At 64.5% G+C, this 17,098-nt stretch carries 15 protein-coding genes and 2 tRNA genes; 3 read left to right on the top strand and 14 right to left on the bottom strand.

What is annotated here, in order from left to right; genetic code table 11:
- Positions 1–8 precede the first annotated feature (8 nt).
- Positions 9–1,799, top strand: coding sequence for an acyl-CoA dehydrogenase C-terminal domain-containing protein (locus tag QM707_RS04035; RefSeq protein ID WP_415000578.1), 1,791 nt, complete (start codon positions 9–11; stop codon positions 1,797–1,799).
- A gap of 51 nt (positions 1,800–1,850) precedes the next feature.
- On the top strand, positions 1,851–2,294 hold the full coding sequence (locus tag QM707_RS04030; RefSeq protein WP_415000577.1) for an SRPBCC family protein: 444 nt from the start codon (positions 1,851–1,853) through the stop codon (positions 2,292–2,294).
- Between the two features lie 70 nt (positions 2,295–2,364).
- On the opposite strand, the gene QM707_RS04025 is transcribed toward QM707_RS04030, so the two are convergent.
- The 13 genes from QM707_RS04025 to uvrB form a co-directional block, all read right to left on the bottom strand.
- Positions 2,365–2,441 (bottom strand) — tRNA-Pro (locus tag QM707_RS04025).
- A gap of 61 nt (positions 2,442–2,502) precedes the next feature.
- Complete coding sequence (locus tag QM707_RS04020) at positions 2,503–2,859, bottom strand: MerR family transcriptional regulator (protein ID WP_415000576.1); 357 nt, start codon at positions 2,857–2,859, stop codon at positions 2,503–2,505.
- A complete protein-coding gene (locus QM707_RS04015) occupies positions 2,852–3,154 on the bottom strand; it encodes an integration host factor subunit alpha (RefSeq protein ID WP_415000575.1) in 303 nt (100 codons plus the stop codon). Before QM707_RS04015 ends, QM707_RS04020 begins: the two co-directional genes overlap by 8 nt.
- Before the next feature lies 1 nt (position 3,155).
- On the bottom strand, positions 3,156–5,531 hold the full coding sequence (gene pheT, locus QM707_RS04010) for a phenylalanine--tRNA ligase subunit beta (RefSeq protein ID WP_415000574.1): 2,376 nt from the start codon (positions 5,529–5,531) through the stop codon (positions 3,156–3,158).
- A gap of 68 nt (positions 5,532–5,599) precedes the next feature.
- Positions 5,600–6,610, bottom strand: a complete 1,011-nt coding sequence (gene pheS, locus QM707_RS04005; protein ID WP_415000573.1) for a phenylalanine--tRNA ligase subunit alpha — start codon at positions 6,608–6,610, stop codon at positions 5,600–5,602.
- A gap of 233 nt (positions 6,611–6,843) precedes the next feature.
- Positions 6,844–7,203, bottom strand: a complete 360-nt coding sequence (gene rplT, locus QM707_RS04000; RefSeq protein ID WP_415000572.1) for a 50S ribosomal protein L20 — start codon at positions 7,201–7,203, stop codon at positions 6,844–6,846.
- 13 nt (positions 7,204–7,216) lie between these two features.
- Positions 7,217–7,420, bottom strand: a complete 204-nt coding sequence (rpmI, locus tag QM707_RS03995) for a 50S ribosomal protein L35 (RefSeq protein ID WP_415000571.1) — start codon at positions 7,418–7,420, stop codon at positions 7,217–7,219.
- Positions 7,421–7,787: 367 nt separating this feature from the next.
- Entirely contained in the window at positions 7,788–8,315 is a 528-nt protein-coding gene (infC, locus tag QM707_RS03990) for a translation initiation factor IF-3 (protein ID WP_415000650.1), read from the bottom strand.
- 34 nt (positions 8,316–8,349) lie between these two features.
- On the bottom strand, positions 8,350–10,257 hold the full coding sequence (gene thrS / locus QM707_RS03985) for a threonine--tRNA ligase (RefSeq protein WP_415000570.1): 1,908 nt from the start codon (positions 10,255–10,257) through the stop codon (positions 8,350–8,352).
- A 194-nt stretch (positions 10,258–10,451) separates the two neighbouring features.
- Entirely contained in the window at positions 10,452–10,799 is a 348-nt protein-coding gene (locus tag QM707_RS03980) for a hypothetical protein (RefSeq protein ID WP_415000569.1), read from the bottom strand.
- A 166-nt stretch (positions 10,800–10,965) separates the two neighbouring features.
- Positions 10,966–11,040, bottom strand: a tRNA-Val gene (locus QM707_RS03975).
- A gap of 94 nt (positions 11,041–11,134) precedes the next feature.
- Positions 11,135–13,801: a protein kinase domain-containing protein gene (locus QM707_RS03970; RefSeq protein WP_415000568.1), complete on the bottom strand. Its 2,667-nt coding sequence runs from the start codon at positions 13,799–13,801 to the stop codon at positions 11,135–11,137.
- 48 nt (positions 13,802–13,849) lie between these two features.
- The gene (gene uvrB, locus QM707_RS03965) at positions 13,850–15,871 is read right to left on the bottom strand and encodes an excinuclease ABC subunit UvrB (protein WP_415000567.1); all 2,022 of its coding nucleotides are present in this window, start codon (positions 15,869–15,871) and stop codon (positions 13,850–13,852) included.
- Positions 15,872–16,037: 166 nt separating this feature from the next.
- Here uvrB and QM707_RS03960 point away from each other — a divergent pair, with 166 nt between their 5' ends.
- Positions 16,038–16,580, top strand: a complete 543-nt coding sequence (locus tag QM707_RS03960; protein ID WP_415000566.1) for a GspH/FimT family pseudopilin — start codon at positions 16,038–16,040, stop codon at positions 16,578–16,580.
- A 65-nt stretch (positions 16,581–16,645) separates the two neighbouring features.
- Here the strand turns inward: QM707_RS03960 and QM707_RS03955 are convergent, their stop codons facing one another.
- A complete protein-coding gene (locus QM707_RS03955; protein WP_415000565.1) occupies positions 16,646–17,080 on the bottom strand; it encodes a type IV pilin protein in 435 nt (144 codons plus the stop codon).
- Positions 17,081–17,098: the final 18 nt, after the last annotated feature.

Below are 17,098 nucleotides of genomic sequence, written 5' to 3'. Positions count from 1 at the left end.
ACCATTGCATGAATCGTTATGCCGCCCCGATGCGCGACATGAAGTTCGCCCTGTTCGACGTGCTGGAAGGCGAAAAGCTGTTCGCGCACCTCGGCATCCACAACGCACAGCGCGACATCATGGACGCGGTGCTGGAAGAAGCGTCGAAGTTCGCCGAGCAGATCCTCGCCCCGACGAATTCGGTCGGCGACGAGATCGGCTGCAAGTTCGACAAGGCCACCGGCGAAGTCACGACGCCGCCGGGCTTCCGCGAGGCCTATGGCAAGTTCGTCGAAGGCGGCTGGAGCGGATTGACGGCGCCGGAGGACATGGGCGGGCAGGACATGCCGGAAACGCTCGGCGTGCTCGTCAAGGAAATGCTCGACGCCGCCAACCTCGCCTGGGGCAACTATACCCTGCTGTCGCACGGCGTCGTGGAAGCCTTGAAGCAGCACGGCGAAGCTTGGCAGAAGGAAGCGTTCCTGCGCCCGATCCTGGAGGGCCGCTGGACCGGCACGATGTGCCTGACCGAGGCGCACTGCGGCTCGGATCTCGGCCTGCTGAAGACGCGCGCCGAACCGAACGCCGACGACAGCTATTCGATCAGCGGCAGCAAGATCTTCATCACCGGCGGCGAGCAGGACTTCACCGACAACATCGTGCACTTGGTGCTTGCGCGCCTGCCGGATGCGCCGGCCGGCACGAAGGGCATCTCGCTCTTCATCGTGCCAAAGCTGAAAGTCGCGCGCGACGGCAGCGTCGGCGAGCGCAATGCCGTGCGCTGCGGTTCGATCGAACACAAGATGGGTATCCACGGTTCGTCCACCTGCGTGATTAACTTCGACGCGGCACAGGGCTATCTGATCGCGCAACCAAACAAGGGCTTGAACGCGATGTTCACCATGATGAACACCGCGCGCCTCGCCGTCGGCATCCAGGGCCTGGCCATCAGCGACCGCGCCTTCCAGAACGCGCTGGCCTATTCGCGTGATCGCTTGCAGATGCGTTCGCTGTCCGGCGCGAAATTCCCGGACAAACCCGCCGACCCGCTGATCGTGCATCCGGACATCCGCCGCATGCTGCTGACCTGCAAGTCGCTGGTCGAGGGTGGGCGCCTGCTGGCGCTGCATGCGGCGCTGCAGGTCGACATCCTCGAGCGATCGACCGACGCCGAGGAACGCAAGGCGGCCGATGAGATGCTTGGTTTCCTGACGCCGATCGTCAAAGGCATGCTGACCGAGTGGTCGAACGAGTGCACCTACCATGCGCTGCAGTGCTTCGGCGGCCACGGCTACGTGCGCGAATGGGGCATGGAGCAACTTGCGCGCGACGCGCGCATCACGACCATCTACGAAGGCACGACGCAGATCCAGGCGCTGGACCTGCTCGGCCGAAAGACGCTGCACCTGCAGGGCGCCGGTCTGCGCCGCTTCCTCGATCTGATCCAGGCGTTCTGTGCAACTCATGCCAACGACGCGACGATGCACGAGTTCGTGTTGCCGCTGGCCGAGGCGGCCAAGTCCTGGGGCGAGCTGACGATGGAGGTCGGACGCAAGTCCATGGCCAATCCCGAAGAAATGGGCGCGTCCGCCGTGGACTACCTGTTCTTCTCGGGCTACGTCGCCCTCGCCTACTGGTGGGCGCGCAGCGTCGCGACTGCCGAAGCGGGCAGCCACTCCGCCGATTTCAAGACGATGAAACGCGAAACAGCCCGCTTCTACTTCGCCCGCATCCTGCCGCGCACGCAATCGCATGCGGCCAATATGCGCAGCGGCGCGGCGAAATTGCTGGCGCTGGATGCGGCGCTGTTCGATAGCTGATCGGTAGTTCGTCGGTTAGCAGTCAACGAACTAGATAAGAGGAGACGAGCCATGCCCGGAACCGTGCGTTTCCATCGCGTGCTGAAAGCCCCGCCGGAACGCGTGTACCGCGCCTTCACGACGGCCGATGCCATGGCCAAGTGGCTGCCGCCTTTCGGCTTCACCTGCACGGTCCATCAGTACGAAGCGAAGGTCGGCGGCACGTTCCGCATGTCCTTCACCAACTTCACTACGCAGGACAGCCACTCCTTCGGCGGCGTTTACCACGAGCTGGTGCCGAACCAACTGCTGCGTTACTCCGACACGTTCGACGACCCGAACCTGCCCGGCACGATGCAAGTCACCGTGAAACTGAGACCGGCGATGGGCGGCACGCACATCGACATCGTGCAGGAAAGCATTCCGGACGCGATTCCGGAAGACATGTGCTACCTCGGCTGGCAGGAATCGCTGACGCAGCTGGCGATGCTGGTGGAGCCGGAGATCAGGCAGTAAGAAAAACAAAAGCCCGCACTTGGCGGGCTTCGGTCAGAACACCGCGGATTGCGGGTCCATAATTTCGATTTGGTCGGGACGGCGGGATTCGAACCCACGACCCTTTGCCCCCCAGGCAAATGCGCTACCAGGCTGCGCTACGCCCCGACTAAGGCGGTAATTATACGGGAAGCACCCGCCCCTCGCACCCGACCGCGCCTTGCGGCGATTAGCGCTTGAGCAGGTTCAGGACTTCCTCGAGCTCCATCCGCACCTGCCGCACGATCTGCGCGGACATGCTGGCTTCCATGCGACCGGATTCGCCTTCCAGGCGCTGGCGCGCGCCGCTGATCGTATAGCCCTGTTCGTACAGCAGGCCGCGGATCTGGCGGATCATCAGCACGTCGTGGCGCTGGTAATAGCGACGGTTACCGCGACGCTTGACCGGCGCCAGGCTCTCGAACTCGGTTTCCCAGTAACGCAGCACGTGCGGCTTCACGTCGCACAGCTCGCTGACCTCACCGATGGTGAAGTAGCGCTTGGCCGGGATCGCGGGTAGTTCGCGGTTGCTGCCGGGATCAAGCATTCACGCCCCCGGAGTACGCTTCCACGCGTTCCTTGAGCTTCTGGCCAGGACGGAAGGTGACGACCGTGCGCGCGGAGATCGGAATCTCCTCGCCGGTCTTGGGGTTGCGTCCGGGGCGCTGGTTCTTCTGGCGCAGGTCGAAGTTGCCGAAGCCCGACAGCTTGATGCTCTGCCCGCGCTCGAGCGACTCGCGCAGCGCGTCGAAGAATGCGTCGACGAATTCCTTGGCTTCGCGCTTGTTGAGGCCTACTTCCTCAAACAAACGCTCGGCCATCTCGGCCTTGGTGAGTGCCATGTTATCCCCTGATTCTCGCGCCGCAGTCGGAGGCCAAGGCCTGGAGGGCCCGGGAAACCGCCTGGTCGGCGTCCTGATCGGTTAGGGTGCGTGAAACATCTTGGAGAATCAAGCCCATAGCGAGGCTCTTTGTACCGGTTTCTAGACCTGGGCCACGGTATTGGTCGAAAAGCACCACTTCGCGCAACAGGGGGCCTAGCGCCGCCCGCAGACTGGCCTCCAGGCTGGCCCAGGACGCGGCCTCGGGCACCACCAGGGCCAGGTCGCGGCGGACGGAGGGGTAGCGAGATATCTCCTGGGCCTGGGGCAGGCGGCGACTGGCCAGCGGGGCCAGGTCCAGCTCGAAACCGACCACTTCGCCGTCCAGATCCAGCACCTTGGCCAGGCGCGGGTGCAGATGGCCGACCCAGCCGATACGGCGCCCCTCCAGCCAGACGGTCGCGCTGCGGCCCGGATGGCCTTGGGCTTCATCCGAGGGGCGGAACTCGGCCCGCTGCGCCGCCAGACCGAGCAGGGCTTCGACGTCGGCTTTCAGGTCGTAGAAATCGACATCGCGCGACTGACCGTTCCAGCGTTCGGCATCGGCACGGCCGCGGGCGATCGCGGCGATGCGCTGAGTCTCGCGCGGCGCATCGCTGGCGACGGCATGGAAAACGCGACCGATCTCGAACAGGCGCACGCGGTCCTGCTGGCGCGCACGATTGCGACGCAGCGCATCCACCAGGCCCGGCAGCAAGGACGTGCGCATCACGCCAAGCTCGGACGTCAGCGGATTGGCCAGCGCGACGGCGCCTTCGTCCATCTGCCAGGTCGCGAGCGCCTGCGCATCGACGAAGGCGTAGTTGATCGCTTCGAGATAGTCGCGCGCGATCATCTGGCGACGCATCGCACTTTCGCCGACGCGCGTTTCACTCGGCGCCGCCAGCACGATCTCGCCCGCCGGCAGGCGCACGGGAATGGCGTCGTAACCGTGGATGCGGGCGATCTCTTCGATCAGGTCTTCTTCGATCGCGATATCGAAACGTCGCGAGGGCGCGACCACGGACCAACCTTCATCGGTCGGCGTGGCCTGCATGCCCAGCGCGCGCAGGATGCGTTCGATTTCGGTATCGGGCACGCTGATGCCGAGTACGCGGGAAACGCGGGCCCGGCGCAGCTGCACCGGCGCGGATGCGGCGAGATGCTGCGTCAACGCGGTCTCGGTCATCGGGCCGGCGCGGCCGCCCATGATCTGCAGGGTCAAGGCGGTGGCGCGTTCGACGGCGTATCGCGGCAGTTGCGGATCGACGCCACGCTCGAAACGATGCGCGGCGTCGGTATGCATGCCCAGGCGACGCGCGCGACCGATGATCGCACTCGGACGCCAATGCGCGGCCTCGAAGAAGACGCGCGTCGTCGCGGACGTGACGCGCGTATCCCAGCCGCCCATGACGCCGCCGAGGGCGACTGCGCGATCGTTGTCGGTGACGACCAGGAACTGCCCGTCCAGCGCGACTTCGCGCTCGTCCAGCAGCTTCAGGGTTTCCCCGGTGCGCGCATGGCGCACGACGATCGGACCCTTGAGCGTATCGGCGTCGAAGGCATGCAGCGGCTGGCCGAGCTCGAGCATCACGTAGTTGGTGATGTCGACCAAGGGGCTGATCGGACGCAGGTCGGCGCGTTTCAGGCGTTCGCTCATCCATAGTGGCGTGCGCGCATTCGCATCCAGGCCTTCGACGACGCGGCCGCAGAAACGCGGGCAGTCGGCATCGGCCTTCAGTTCAACGATAAAGCTCGCATTCGAATCGACCTTCGCTTCGGGAATCTCGATCGGATTGACGTTCGTACCCAATGCGGCGGCCGCATCGAAGGCGACGCCGCGCACGCTGAAGCAGTCGGCGCGATTCGGCGTCAGCTTCAGCTCGAAGCTCGCGTCTGGCAGGCCGAGATACTTCGCCAGCGACTCGCCCACCGGCGCATCGGCTGGCAGTTCGAGCAGACCCGACGCATCCGGGTCGATCATCAGCTCCTTGGCCGAGCACAACATGCCGAAACTCTCGACGCCGCGCAGCTTGGCCGCCTTGATCTGCAGGCCGCCAGGCAGCTGCGCAGCGACGGTGGCGAGAGGCGCTTTCAGGCCGGCGCGCGCATTCGGCGCGCCGCAGACGATCTGTACCGGCTCGCCGCGGCCGATCGATACCTGGCAGACCTGCAGGCGGTCGGCTTCGGGATGTTTGGCGGCGGAGAGGATTTCCGCGACGACGACGCCTTCCAGCGCGGCGCCGATTTCTTCGACGCCCTCGACCTCCAGGCCGATGGCGGTCAAGCGCGCCGCAAGTTGATCGCGCGATGCGGCGACGGTGACGTGTTCGCGGAGCCAGCTTTCGGGGAATTTCATGGTTCTTTCCGTAGGGCGGGCCTTGGCCCGCCATCATCCAGTGCGGTGGGACAAGGCCCACCCTACATTCAGGCGAATTGCTTCAGGAAGCGGCAGTCGTTCTCGAAGAAGCTGCGCAGGTCGTTGACGCCATAGCGCAACATCGCGAAGCGCTCGACGCCGAGACCGAAGGCGAAACCGGTGTAGCGCTCCGGGTCGATGCCGCAGTTGCGCAGCACGTTCGGATGCACCATGCCGCAGCCGAGCACTTCCAGCCAGCGCGTGCTGCCGTCGGGCTGCTGCCAGGCGATGTCCACTTCGGCTGACGGTTCGGTGAAGGGGAAATAGCTCGGGCGGAAGCGCATCTCGAAATCGCGCTCGAAGAAAGCGCGTACGAACTCGGCCAGCGTGCCCTTCAGGTCGGCGAAGCTCGAGGTTTCGTCGACGAGCAGGCCTTCGACCTGGTGGAACATCGGCGTATGCGTCTGGTCTGAGTCCGAACGATAGACCTTGCCGGCCGCGATCATGCGCAGCGGGGGCCCGCTCTTGTCGCGCACGGCCGCGTCCATGAAACGCACCTGCACACCCGAGGTATGCGTGCGCAGCAGGCGTCCGTCGGGGAAGTAGAAGGTGTCGTGCATCGCGCGCGCAGGATGGTGCGGCGGGAAATTCAGCGCCTCGAAGTTGTGCTGGTCGTCTTCGATCTCGGGACCATCGGCAAGCTGGTAGCCGAGGCGCGCGAAGATGTCGGTGATGCGCTCGAGCGTGCGCGACACCGGATGCAGGTTGCCGACGCCGTCGCCGCGACCCGGCAAGCTGATGTCGATGCGCTCGGTGGCGAGCCGCTCGGCGAACGCGGCCTCTTCCAGCACGAGCTTGCGCGCGGACAGCGCGTCGGCGACGGCTTCCTTCGCGCGATTGATCTGTTCGCCGGCCGCCTTGCGTTCTTCCGCCGGCAACGCGCCGAGCTGCTTGAGCTGGCCGGTGATGCTGCCCGATTTGCCGAGCAGGGCCACGCGCTGCGCTTCGAGCGCATCGAGGCTGGCGGCGCCGGCGATGTCGGCCAGAGCCGAACGGGTCAGTGTTTCGATATCGCTCATTCGGACTTCATCCAGATGATCCGTAGCTTGGTTTTTGCACGCCGCTCTCGGCATCCTGCCTATCGCGGCATTCGCACATCCATGTGCATCACGCTCTCGGCATCGTGCCTATCGCGGCATTCGCACATCCATGTGCATCAAAAAAATGGGGAAGGACTCTCGCCCTTCCCCATTCCTGTCCGCAGGCGCGCCACCGGGCGCGTTCGCGGCCGTAGCCGCTCCTGCAGGTTGCCTTACGCCGCGAGAGCGCGCTTGGCCTGCTCGGCGATCTGTCCAAACGCCGTCAGGTCGTGCACGGCGATATCGGCCAGGGCCTTGCGGTCCAGTTCGACGTTGGCCTTCTTCAGGCCGTTCATCAGGCGGCTGTAGCTCAGGCCGTACATGCGGGCAGCGGCGTTGATGCGCACGATCCACAGGCTGCGGAACTGGCGCTTCTTCTGCTTGCGACCGATGTAGGCGTACTGCTGGGCCTTCGTGACCGCCTGCTTGGCGACGCGGAAGACCTTGCGACGCGCGTTGTAATAGCCGCGCGCGAGCTTGATGATTTTCTTGTGACGGCGGCGCGCCGTAACACCACGTTTGACTCGTGCCATGGTTCAGTCCTCCTCAGAGATAGGGCAGCATGCGGTCCAGACGGCCGGCGTCTTCGGCACGAACATGGTTCGTCTGCCGCAGGTTGCGCTTCCGCTTGGTCGCTTTCTTGGTGAGGATGTGGCTACGGTTGGCGTGGCCGGATTTGTACTTGCCGGAAGCGGTCTTCCGGAAGCGCTTGGCCGCCGCCCGATTGGTCTTGATCTTGTTCTTGGCCATGAGAGGTCCCTTCGGTTCTTGTATGACTGACCTAGGCGCCCGATGGTTAATGTCTTGTGCGACTTCGTCGCAAAGACACTAACCCCAGGTCTTTCCGTCCTGCCCGTGTCGGCTTGTAAGTTTCTGATTCCAAAGGAATCTTCAACAGGTCCAAAGCGGTTTCGCCCGATGGACTGGGCCCGGATTCCGCGCCGGGGTTCTCGGCCGAAGCCAAGAACCGGCAATTATGCAGGAAATTCCGTGACTTAGGAAGTCGGCCGAAGCTTTTGGCCTTCTCACCCCCATCCGCCCCCGCGGAACTGCCGAGCAGGGCCAAAAAGCAAAGCGCGCCATCGGCGCGCTTTGCTTCAATCCGAGGCCGTGAAGCTTATTTTCGCTTCGGGGCGATCATCATGATCATCTGCCGCCCTTCCAACCGCGGCCGCTGTTCGATGACCACTTCGTCGGCGAGATCCGCCTCGATGCGCGCGGCCATTTCCAGGCCGAGCTCCTGGTGCGACATCTCGCGGCCCTTGAAGCGGATGTTGACCTTCACCTTGTCGCCTTCCTCGAGGAAGCGACGCAGGTTGCGCATCTTGATGTTGTAGTCGCCGTCGTCGGTGGTCGGACGGAACTTCAGTTCCTTGATCTCGACGATCTTCTGCTTCTTCTTGGCCGCCGCGGCCTTCTTCTGCATCTCGAACTTGAACTTGCCGTAGTCCATGATGCGGCAGACCGGCGGGTCCGCCATCGGCTGGATCTCGACCAGGTCGAGTCCGGATTCTTCCGCAAGCGCCAGCGCCTCGTCGCGCGAGAGCACTCCCACCATTTCTCCGTCGGCGCCGATCACGCGTACGCGCGGCACTCGGATTTCGTTGTTCTTGCGGTTACCTTTTTCGGTCGCTGGCGTATTGATGCGTGAATCCTCTTGGTCAACGGAACCGGCGGCCTCAGGCCGCCGGGCTGGTCTCTGCGCGTAGTTTAGCGAGGAAAGCCTCGACCGGCATGCTGCCCAGGTCTTCGCCGCTGCGGGTACGCACCGCCACCTGCCCCTGTTCCTTCTCGCGGTCTCCAACGACCAGCAGGTAAGGAACCTTCTGCAGCGTGTGCTCGCGGATTTTATAGCCGATCTTTTCGTTGCGCAAATCCGAAATGACCCGGAAGCCTTGATTTGCAAGGACTTTCTGTACTTCGCGAACATAATCGGCCTGGGCGTCGGTGATGTTGGCGACCACCGCCTGCACCGGCGCGAGCCAGGCCGGGAAGGCGCCGGCATGGTTCTCGATCAGGATGCCGATGAAGCGTTCCATCGAACCGACGATGGCCCGGTGCAGCATGACCGGGTGGCGACGGGCCGAATGCTCGTCCACGTACTCGGCGCCGAGGCGCTCGGGCATCATGAAATCGACCTGCATGGTGCCGAGCTGCCAGGTGCGGCCGATCGCGTCCTTCAGGTGATACTCGATCTTGGGCCCGTAGAACGCGCCTTCGCCCGGCAGCTCCTGCCATTCGACGCCCGAGGCCGACAAGGCGCTGCGCAACGCCGCTTCGGCGCGATCCCAGGTGGCGTCGTCGCCGAGGCGGTTGTCCGGCCGCAGGGCGATCTTGACCGAAGGCTCGCCGAAGCCGAAATCGCGATAGACCTTCAGCGCCTGCTCGTGGAAGGCCGTTACCTCGGCTTCGACCTGTTCCTCGGTACAGAAGATATGGCCGTCGTCCTGGGTGAAGCCGCGCACGCGCAGAATGCCGTGCAGCGCGCCCGAAGGTTCGTTGCGGTGGCAGGCGCCGAACTCGCCGTAGCGTATCGGCAGATCGCGATAGCTGTGCAGCCCCGAATTGAACACCTGCACATGGCCAGGGCAATTCATCGGCTTCAGTGCGTACTGGCGATTCTCCGATTCGGAGAAGAACATGTTCTCTTTGTAGTTGTCCCAGTGGCCGGACTTCTTCCACAGCGACACGTCGAGAATCTGCGGGCAGCGCACTTCCTGGTAGCCGGACTCGCGATAGACGCGGCGCATGTACTGTTCGACCACCTGCCAGATCGCCCAGCCCTTCGGGTGCCAGAACACCAGGCCCGGCCCTTCCTCCTGCAGGTGGAACAGGTCGAGCGCCTTGCCGAGCCGGCGATGATCGCGCTTCTCGGCTTCTTCGATGCGCTGCATGTAGGCCTTGAGCTGCTTGTCGTCGGCCCACGCCGTGCCATAGATGCGCTGCAGCTGCTCGTTCTTCGAATCGCCGCGCCAGTACGCGCCGGATACGCGCGTCAGACGGAAGGCCTTCAGGAAGCGCGTGTTCGGCACGTGCGGGCCGCGGCACATGTCGACGTATTCCTCGTGCCAGTACAGGCCCATCGCCTTTTCGCCGGGCATGTCGTCGATCAGGCGCAACTTGTATTCCTCGCCACGCGCCTTGAAAGTGGCGATCACCTCGTCGCGCGGCGTCATCTTCTTGACGACGTCGTAATCCTTGGCGATCAGCTCGGCCATGCGCTTCTCGATCGCGGCCAGGTCTTCCGGCGTGAAGGGCTTCTCGTTGAAGATGTCGTAGTAGAAACCTTCGGCAATGACCGGCCCGATCACCATCTTCGCGTCCGGGAACAACTGCTTGACCGCGTGTCCGACCAGGTGCGCGCAGGAATGGCGGATGATCTCGACGCCTTCCTCGTCCTTCGGCGTGATGATGCGGAGGCTGGCGTCGTGGTCGATGACGTCGCTGGCGTCGACGAGCCGACCATCGACCTGGCCGGCTACGGTGGCCTTGGCGAGGCCGGCGCCGATCGACTGTGCGACCTGCATGACGGAGACAGGGACTTCGAATTCGCGGCGGCTGCCGTCGGGGAGCGTGATGTTGATCATGGCGTTGGGCTATTCACGGGCAATAAAAAAGGACGCCAGGCGTCCTTCGTGCGATACGAGAACGTGGCGGATTCAGGTTCGGGCGCGGGTAGTGCTCATGTCGCACGCTCGACGTCGGTTTCCCGACGCCACCTTCGGTCTGAGGCTAGGCGCCCAATTTAGGGCCCGGCGCAACGCCTGTCAAAAAAACGCGTTCAGAGGCCTTTCTCGGCGCAGCGTTCCCGGATGATGACCGGGTCGCTGAGGCCGAATACGAAGGCCGAAGGCTTCTCGCCGCGTTTTTCGGGCTTGAAGTACAGGGCCAGGAAGGGACTGCTCGCCGTATAGGCGCCCTGCGCATCGGGAAAGCTGACGGTCCCGCAGACAGTGCGGCCGTCGTTGCCGAACCGCACCCCTTCGAAACGCGCGCCATCGACGTTCTGATGCTGCAGGCGCAGCGCCTCGCGGATCGTCGCGAGTTCGGACTTGCTGGCATTGCGCGGCGAGGCCGCCAGCGCGGCGCCGGCGATGAACAAGGAACACAGGACCCAGCCAGAACGCATGGCGCTTCTCCTCGGCTTTTCCGTACTTTGACCCGGTGAGGCATAACCCCGGGTAACTGGCCTTGGTGCAACTGCAACGCAAACGACCGGTTCGATACCCCAGAAACACGAACGGCGCGAACCTCGGAAGGCCGCGCCGTTGCTGGGTCTCCACTCCACGAAGGAGTGGTGGGCGGTACAGGGTTCGAACCTGTGACCCCTACCATGTCAAGGTAGTGCTCTACCGCTGAGCTAACCGCCCGAAGGGTGCGAATTCTAGCCCAATGGCGGGAATTCAGGCAAATCGGGCTTACGGACGGGGGTTCAACTCCCCCACCGCTATCGAACCCTCGCTCCTACTCCGTCGCCTCCGGCAGCAGGGTTTCTGCGGTGACGCCCGGCTTCGGCACGCCACCGCAGCCCAGGTCCGCCGCCTTGTTGCGTGTTTCCTGGAGTTGCGGCTCGTCCGAGGGACTGAGCAGACCGTCCTTTTGCAGGCCTTGCCATAGCGCCAGGGTTTCGGCGACCCATTGGCAACGGAGGCGGAGATCGCCTCGTGCCCGTACGCGCTCGCCGAGGGCGACGGCGAGATCGCGGCGAGCCGCCGGCGCATCTTTCGCGGCCGCATGGCGTTCGCGTGCAGTCTTCAGGGATTCTTCCAGATGCGTCGCCGAACGCCGACCATCGCCGGTCTGCAGATAGGCCAGTCCGAGTCGCTTGTGCGCCGCCGCTATGTCGCGCCGGTATTCGGCCTGGGTCGGGTCGCGCGCGCTCAAGGCCAGATAGCCATCGAGGCCATGCCGGAAATCCTCCAGCGCCTCCGGTAACCGGTTCATCGCCAGCAGCACGTCGCCGCGCTTGCTATGCATCAATGCGACATTGCGCATGGCGCGCAGGTCGCTGGGCTCGGCCAGCGCCATGCGCTGCGCCACGCGCAGGCCATCGCCCATCGCCTGCAGCGCGAGTTCCTTCTGTCCGGACCAATCGAGGATCTCGCCGCGCTTGCTCTGGGTAACGATGTAGCCGTGGGCGACATCGCTATCGTCCGGTGACTGCCTCATCTGCCGCTCGACGATGGCGAGCGCCTCGTCGATCTCGGCGCTCGCTTCCGGGTAACGATCCATCCAGGCCAATGTATCGGCGCGCCGCGTATGGCAGATACCGGCCGAATCGATCAGGCTTGCATCGGTCTTCGCCGCAGCGACGCGCTCCTTGCAGACACTGTCGTAAGTCGCCAGCGCTTCCTTCAACTGCCCGTTCCAGAACTGCACGTCGCCCAGGCCGATCACGGCGGAAGCGTGCTGCAAGGACACCTCCTTCGAGGGGGCGCGCTTCATTTCGGCGGCCAACAGCGGAATGGCCGCGCGAAAGGCCTGTTCGGCGGTCTTCAAGTCGTCGTCCCAGTAGGAAAACAGTCCGCGTGCCGACAAAGTCCGCGCCAGCGCATGCGCCAACGCGGGATCGTCGGGCCGCAAAGACAACGCGCGTCGCGAAAGCGCTTCGGCGCGAGCGAAATGCTGGCGCGCCGCAGGCGCATCGCCCAAGTTCGGATACTGCGGATTGCCTGAGATATCGCCGAGCCGACGTTCGACCAGGGCCATGTCGGCGAGCAGGCGCGGATCGTCCTGCGCGTCCTCGCCGAGTTCCTGCAGGTACTTCTTCGTGCGCGCGACCAATTGCCGGCGCGCCTCGATGGTGCCCGGCACGCTGGCGATGCGATCCTGGAAGTCGAACAACACGTCCTTCACCAGGCCGCGCGAAAGATCGAATCGTTTTTGCGCCAACGCGCGTTGCTGTTCGGCAAGTTGCGCCTGCCAATGCGTGGCCCAAACGCCGGCGCCGAGCGTGAGGAGCACGGCAGCGGCGGCGCCGACCGCCAACCAGTTGCGCCGCAACCAGCGCGAGGCGCGATAACCGAAGCTGCCGCGACGCGCCAGTACCGGCTGGTGCGATAGGTGGCGCTGGATGTCCTCGGCCAACTCGCGCACGGAACCATAGCGCGCTTCCGCTTCGAAACGCAGGCAGCGACGCACGATGTCGTCGATATCGCCGGCGAGGCGCCGGGCGCGCTTGCGGCGCTCGGGCTCCTGCAGCCAGGGCGAAGAAAGCACGGCGCGGCTCGGTTTCTCCAGCGCGTCGCCTTGTATCGCCTGCAACTGCGCCAGTGCCGTGCTGCAACCCGCGTACGGCATTTTCCCGGTCAGCAGCCGGTAGAGCACCGCCCCGAGCGAATATACGTCGCTCGCCACGGTGATCGGCTCTCCGTTCATCTGCTCCGGGCTGGCGTAGTGCAAGGTGAAGGCCGAGGTTTTCGTCCGGCCATCGTCCTCCCCGATCGGCGCCACTTCCTTGGCGATGCCGAAATCGAGCAGCTTGCTTTCGCCTTCCGGCGTCACCAGCACATTGGCCGGCTTGATGTCGCGATGCACGATCAGGGCACGATGCGCATGTTCGACCGCCGCGCATATCTGCAGGAACAGCTGCAGCACGCGATCGATCGGCAAGCCGTCGGCGAAACTGTCGAGCGGCACGCCGTCGACGAATTCCATTACCAGGTAAGGGCGTCCATCGGTCTCGCCGCCATCGAGCAACCGCGCGATATGCGGATGCTCAAGCCGCGCCAAGGCCTGGCGTTCGCGACGGAACCATTCGATCGCCTCGCGATTGCCGAGCGTAGCGCCGACGAACTTGATGGCCACGACTTTCGAATAGGCCGCGTCGGCGCGTTCGGCCAGCCAGACCTCGCCCATGCCGCCGCGTCCGATCGGACGCAGCAGACGATAGGGCCCGACGCGCTGATCCTGGCTCTCGCGCAATGGCGCGCCAGGGCCGGTCGTGGCGACGGAAGAAAGCACCTGCGTCGCCAGCGCGGCCTCCCCGGACAACAACCGGCGCAAGGTGGTGGCTTCCGCCGGCGAACGCAGCGTCAGTTCCTGCAGCCAGCGCTCGCGCGCATCGCCTTCGAGCGTGCGCGCCTGTTGCAGCAAGGCCTCCAGCGCCGTCGCGTCCGGTTCATTCGCCATCGCACCCCCCTGCAACATCCCGCGTCGCGGCTATGGCGAAGGGCGACATCAAACCGGACTCACCAGGCCGGAGGCGCGCAAGCGCTGGATCTGGTCGCGCAGCTTGGCCGCCTCCTCGAACTCGAGGTTCTGGGCATGCTTGAACATCTGGTTTTCGAGTTGCGCCAGCTTCTTCGCCAGTTGCGCCGGATCGAAGATCGCATAGTCCGCCGTCGCCTCCGCGACCTGTCGCTTGCCGCCCTTGCCGCGATCTTCGCCGCCGTCGGAGCGTGCGCCTTCGAGCACGTCGGTCACCGCCTTGACGATGGACTGCGGCACGATGCCGTGTTCTGCGTTGTATTCGAGCTGGCGATTGCGGCGGCGCTCGGTCTCGTCCATCGCCCGCTTCATCGAGTCGGTGATCCGATCGGCGTACAGGATCGCCTTGCCGCGCACGTTGCGGGCGGCGCGCCCGATGGTCTGGATCAGCGAGCCGGTCGAGCGCAGGAAGCCTTCCTTGTCTGCGTCCAGGATCGCGACCAGCGAGACCTCCGGCATGTCCAGGCCCTCGCGCAGCAGGTTGATGCCGACCAGTACGTCGAACACGCCCAGGCGCAGGTCGCGGATGATCTCGACGCGTTCCACCGTCTCCACGTCCGAATGCAGGTAACGCACCTTGACGCCGTGCTCGCCGAGGTAGTCGGTGAGATTCTCGGCCATCTTCTTCGTGAGCGTCGTCACCAACACGCGATCTCCGACCTTGACGCGCGCGTTGATCTCCGACAGCAGATCGTCGACCTGCGTGCCCACGGGTCGCACCTCGACCTCTGGATCGACCAGGCCCGTGGGACGCACGACCAGCTCGATCACCTGGTCGCCGGAATGTTCGAACTCGTACTTGCCGGGCGTCGCGGAGACGAAGACGGCACGCGGCGAACGGCGTTCCCATTCCTCGAACTTCAGCGGACGATTGTCCAGCGCCGACGGCAGGCGGAAACCGAACTCGACCAATGTCTCTTTGCGTGAACGATCGCCTTTGTACATCGCTCCTAGCTGCGGCACGGTCACATGCGACTCGTCGACCACCAGCAACGCGTCCGGCGGCAGGTAGTCGTAGAGGCAGGGCGGCGGCTCGCCGGGCATACGCCCGGTGAGGTGGCGCGAGTAGTTCTCGATGCCGGTGCAGAACCCGACCTCGGCCATCATCTCGATGTCGAATTGCGTGCGCTGCTGCAGCCGCTGCGCCTCGACGAGCTTGTTCTCGCGGTAGAAGTATTCCAGGCGCTCTTTCAGCTCGGGCTTGATCGTATCGATCGCATCGAGCACCGTGCGCCGCGTCGTCACATAGTGAGACTTGGGATAGAGGGTGTAACGCGGCAGCTTGCGGAAAACCTCACCGGTGAGCGGATCGAACAGGGACAGGTTCTCGATCTCGCCGTCGAACAGCTCGACACGCAGGGCCTCGGAATCGCTTTCGGCCGGATGGATGTCCACCACCTCGCCGCGCACCCGATAGGTCGCACGGCGTAGTTCCATGTCGTTGCGCGTGTACTGCATCTCGGTCAGGCGGCGGATCAGCTCGCGCTGGTCGATACGATCGCCGCGCACCAAGTGCAGCACCATTCGGAAGTATTCGTTCGGATCGCCAAGGCCGTAGATGGACGAAACCGTCGCGACGATCAGCGCGTCCCGGCGCTCGAGCAGGGCCTTGGTCGCCGACAGGCGCATCTGCTCGATGTGTTCGTTGATCGACGAGTCCTTCTCGATGAAGGTGTCGCTGGATGGCACGTAGGCTTCCGGCTGGTAGTAATCGTAGTAACTGACGAAGTACTCGACTGCGTTGTGCGGGAAGAACTGCTTGAACTCGCCGTACAGCTGCGCCGCCAACGTCTTGTTCGGCGCCAACACCAGGGTCGGCTTCTGCACCGCCTGCACGACATTGGCGATCGTGAAGGTCTTGCCCGAGCCGGTGACGCCCAACAACGTTTGATGCGCCAGCCCGGACTGGAAGCCCGCGATCAACCGTTCGATCGCCTGCGGCTGGTCGCCGGCCGGCTGGAAGGGCGAGACGAGTTCGAAGCGATCGGACATGGGGGAGATCCGGGGGCGATTGGACAGTATAGCCTTCGCGCAGGCGCTTGTTCCTTCGAAACGCAGCCGCAAGCCCGGCGTTTTCCTACGAAGTATCAGGCGAGTTGCCGACGGCTCGGGATTGCCTGCGTTGCCACGCTGGCGTTCAGCCGATCGGAGCGCCGTCATGCGTCGGAAACACGGATTCACCCTTCTGGAAATGCTCGTGGTGGTGGCCGTCGCAGGCTGTCTTTGCGCCATCGCGGCATCCGTTTACGGAAGCGCCGTCAGCGCCGGGCATGCCGCCGCCGCCAAGACTTCGCTTGCCGAATCGGTGAACCTGGCCTTCGTGCAATCGAGCCTGCGCGGTCAGTACGTCGTTCTCTGCGCCAGTGCAGGCGGCCACGCCTGCGACGGCGGCCTCGACTGGACGCGCGGCTGGATCGCCTTCGTCGATGCGAACCACGATCGCGAGCGCGACCCGGGCGAGCCGATCCTGCGTGTCTTTCGAACGCTCGCTCATGGCGTTCGCCTGCGCACCAGCACCGGACGCACCCGCATCGTCTTCCAGCCCCATGGCGGCGTGAATGCAGGCACCAATGTCACGTTCACTTTCTGCGACGGCCGCGGCGCGGAGAAAGCCAGCACGCTGGTGCTAGCCAATAGCGGTCGCATGCGCACGGGCATGGCAACACCCGCACAGGCCAGCGCCTGCCTGGCAATGGGCTGAGCGGGCCAGGAAAAGAAAAGGCCGCGGCGAGCCGCGGCCTTCGCATGATGCATCGCGCGCGAGGACTACCAGCAACCGGTCGCCGGCGTCTTTGTGCCGGTCTGATTGACGGTCATCGTGCCGCAACTGTCCTTCGCCTGCTTGCCCTGCGGGACGATCTGGATCGTGTAGGTCGTCTGCGTCACAGACCCGACGAAGCTGACATCGTAAAAACGCTGCGAGTCGGACGAGCAGATGGTGCTCGGCGCATTCACGGCAACCGGAGTCGCGGCGTTGGTCTGGTCGTAACGCAGGTTCGTCGCATAGAAGCGCTCCATGTACTGGGAGGCTTCCATCAAGCAGCCCTGGGCGGTGGCGCGCCGCGACTTGCGCATGGCGTACTCGTAGCTGCTGATCGCGATGACCGCCAGTACGGCGATCACGGTCACGACGATCATCAGCTCGAGCAGCGTGAAACCGCGCTCCCGGCCGGGGACGAAGCCCCGGCGTTCCCTTTTCATACGAACGGTTGCGAACAT

The sequence above is a fragment of the Arenimonas sp. genome, from assembly GCF_047602345.1.
GTDB lineage: Bacteria > Pseudomonadota > Gammaproteobacteria > Xanthomonadales > Xanthomonadaceae > Arenimonas.
The sequence above is the reverse complement of the archived record's forward strand: the minus strand, read 5'-3'. Positions and strand labels throughout refer to the sequence as shown.

Excerpts from the sequence above, each read along its gene's own strand:
- uvrB (WP_415000567.1), bottom strand. The coding sequence starts at position 15,871 with ATGTCCGATCGCTTCGAACTCGTCTCGCCCTTCCAGCCGGCCGGCGAC.
- rplT (WP_415000572.1), bottom strand. The coding sequence starts at position 7,203 with ATGGCACGAGTCAAACGTGGTGTTACGGCGCGCCGCCGTCACAAGAAA.
- QM707_RS04030 (WP_415000577.1), top strand. The coding sequence starts at position 1,851 with ATGCCCGGAACCGTGCGTTTCCATCGCGTGCTGAAAGCCCCGCCGGAA.
- QM707_RS03960 (WP_415000566.1), top strand. The coding sequence starts at position 16,038 with ATGCGTCGGAAACACGGATTCACCCTTCTGGAAATGCTCGTGGTGGTG.
- QM707_RS03955 (WP_415000565.1), bottom strand. The coding sequence starts at position 17,080 with ATGAAAAGGGAACGCCGGGGCTTCGTCCCCGGCCGGGAGCGCGGTTTC.
- QM707_RS03970 (WP_415000568.1), bottom strand. The coding sequence starts at position 13,801 with ATGGCGAATGAACCGGACGCGACGGCGCTGGAGGCCTTGCTGCAACAG.
- QM707_RS04015 (WP_415000575.1), bottom strand. The coding sequence starts at position 3,154 with ATGGCACTCACCAAGGCCGAGATGGCCGAGCGTTTGTTTGAGGAAGTA.
- rpmI (WP_415000571.1), bottom strand. The coding sequence starts at position 7,420 with ATGGCCAAGAACAAGATCAAGACCAATCGGGCGGCGGCCAAGCGCTTC.
- QM707_RS03980 (WP_415000569.1), bottom strand. The coding sequence starts at position 10,799 with ATGCGTTCTGGCTGGGTCCTGTGTTCCTTGTTCATCGCCGGCGCCGCG.
- thrS (WP_415000570.1), bottom strand. The coding sequence starts at position 10,257 with ATGATCAACATCACGCTCCCCGACGGCAGCCGCCGCGAATTCGAAGTC.
- pheS (WP_415000573.1), bottom strand. The coding sequence starts at position 6,610 with ATGAGCGATATCGAAACACTGACCCGTTCGGCTCTGGCCGACATCGCC.
- QM707_RS04035 (WP_415000578.1), top strand. The coding sequence starts at position 9 with ATGAATCGTTATGCCGCCCCGATGCGCGACATGAAGTTCGCCCTGTTC.
- QM707_RS04020 (WP_415000576.1), bottom strand. The coding sequence starts at position 2,859 with ATGCTTGATCCCGGCAGCAACCGCGAACTACCCGCGATCCCGGCCAAG.
- pheT (WP_415000574.1), bottom strand. The coding sequence starts at position 5,531 with ATGAAATTCCCCGAAAGCTGGCTCCGCGAACACGTCACCGTCGCCGCA.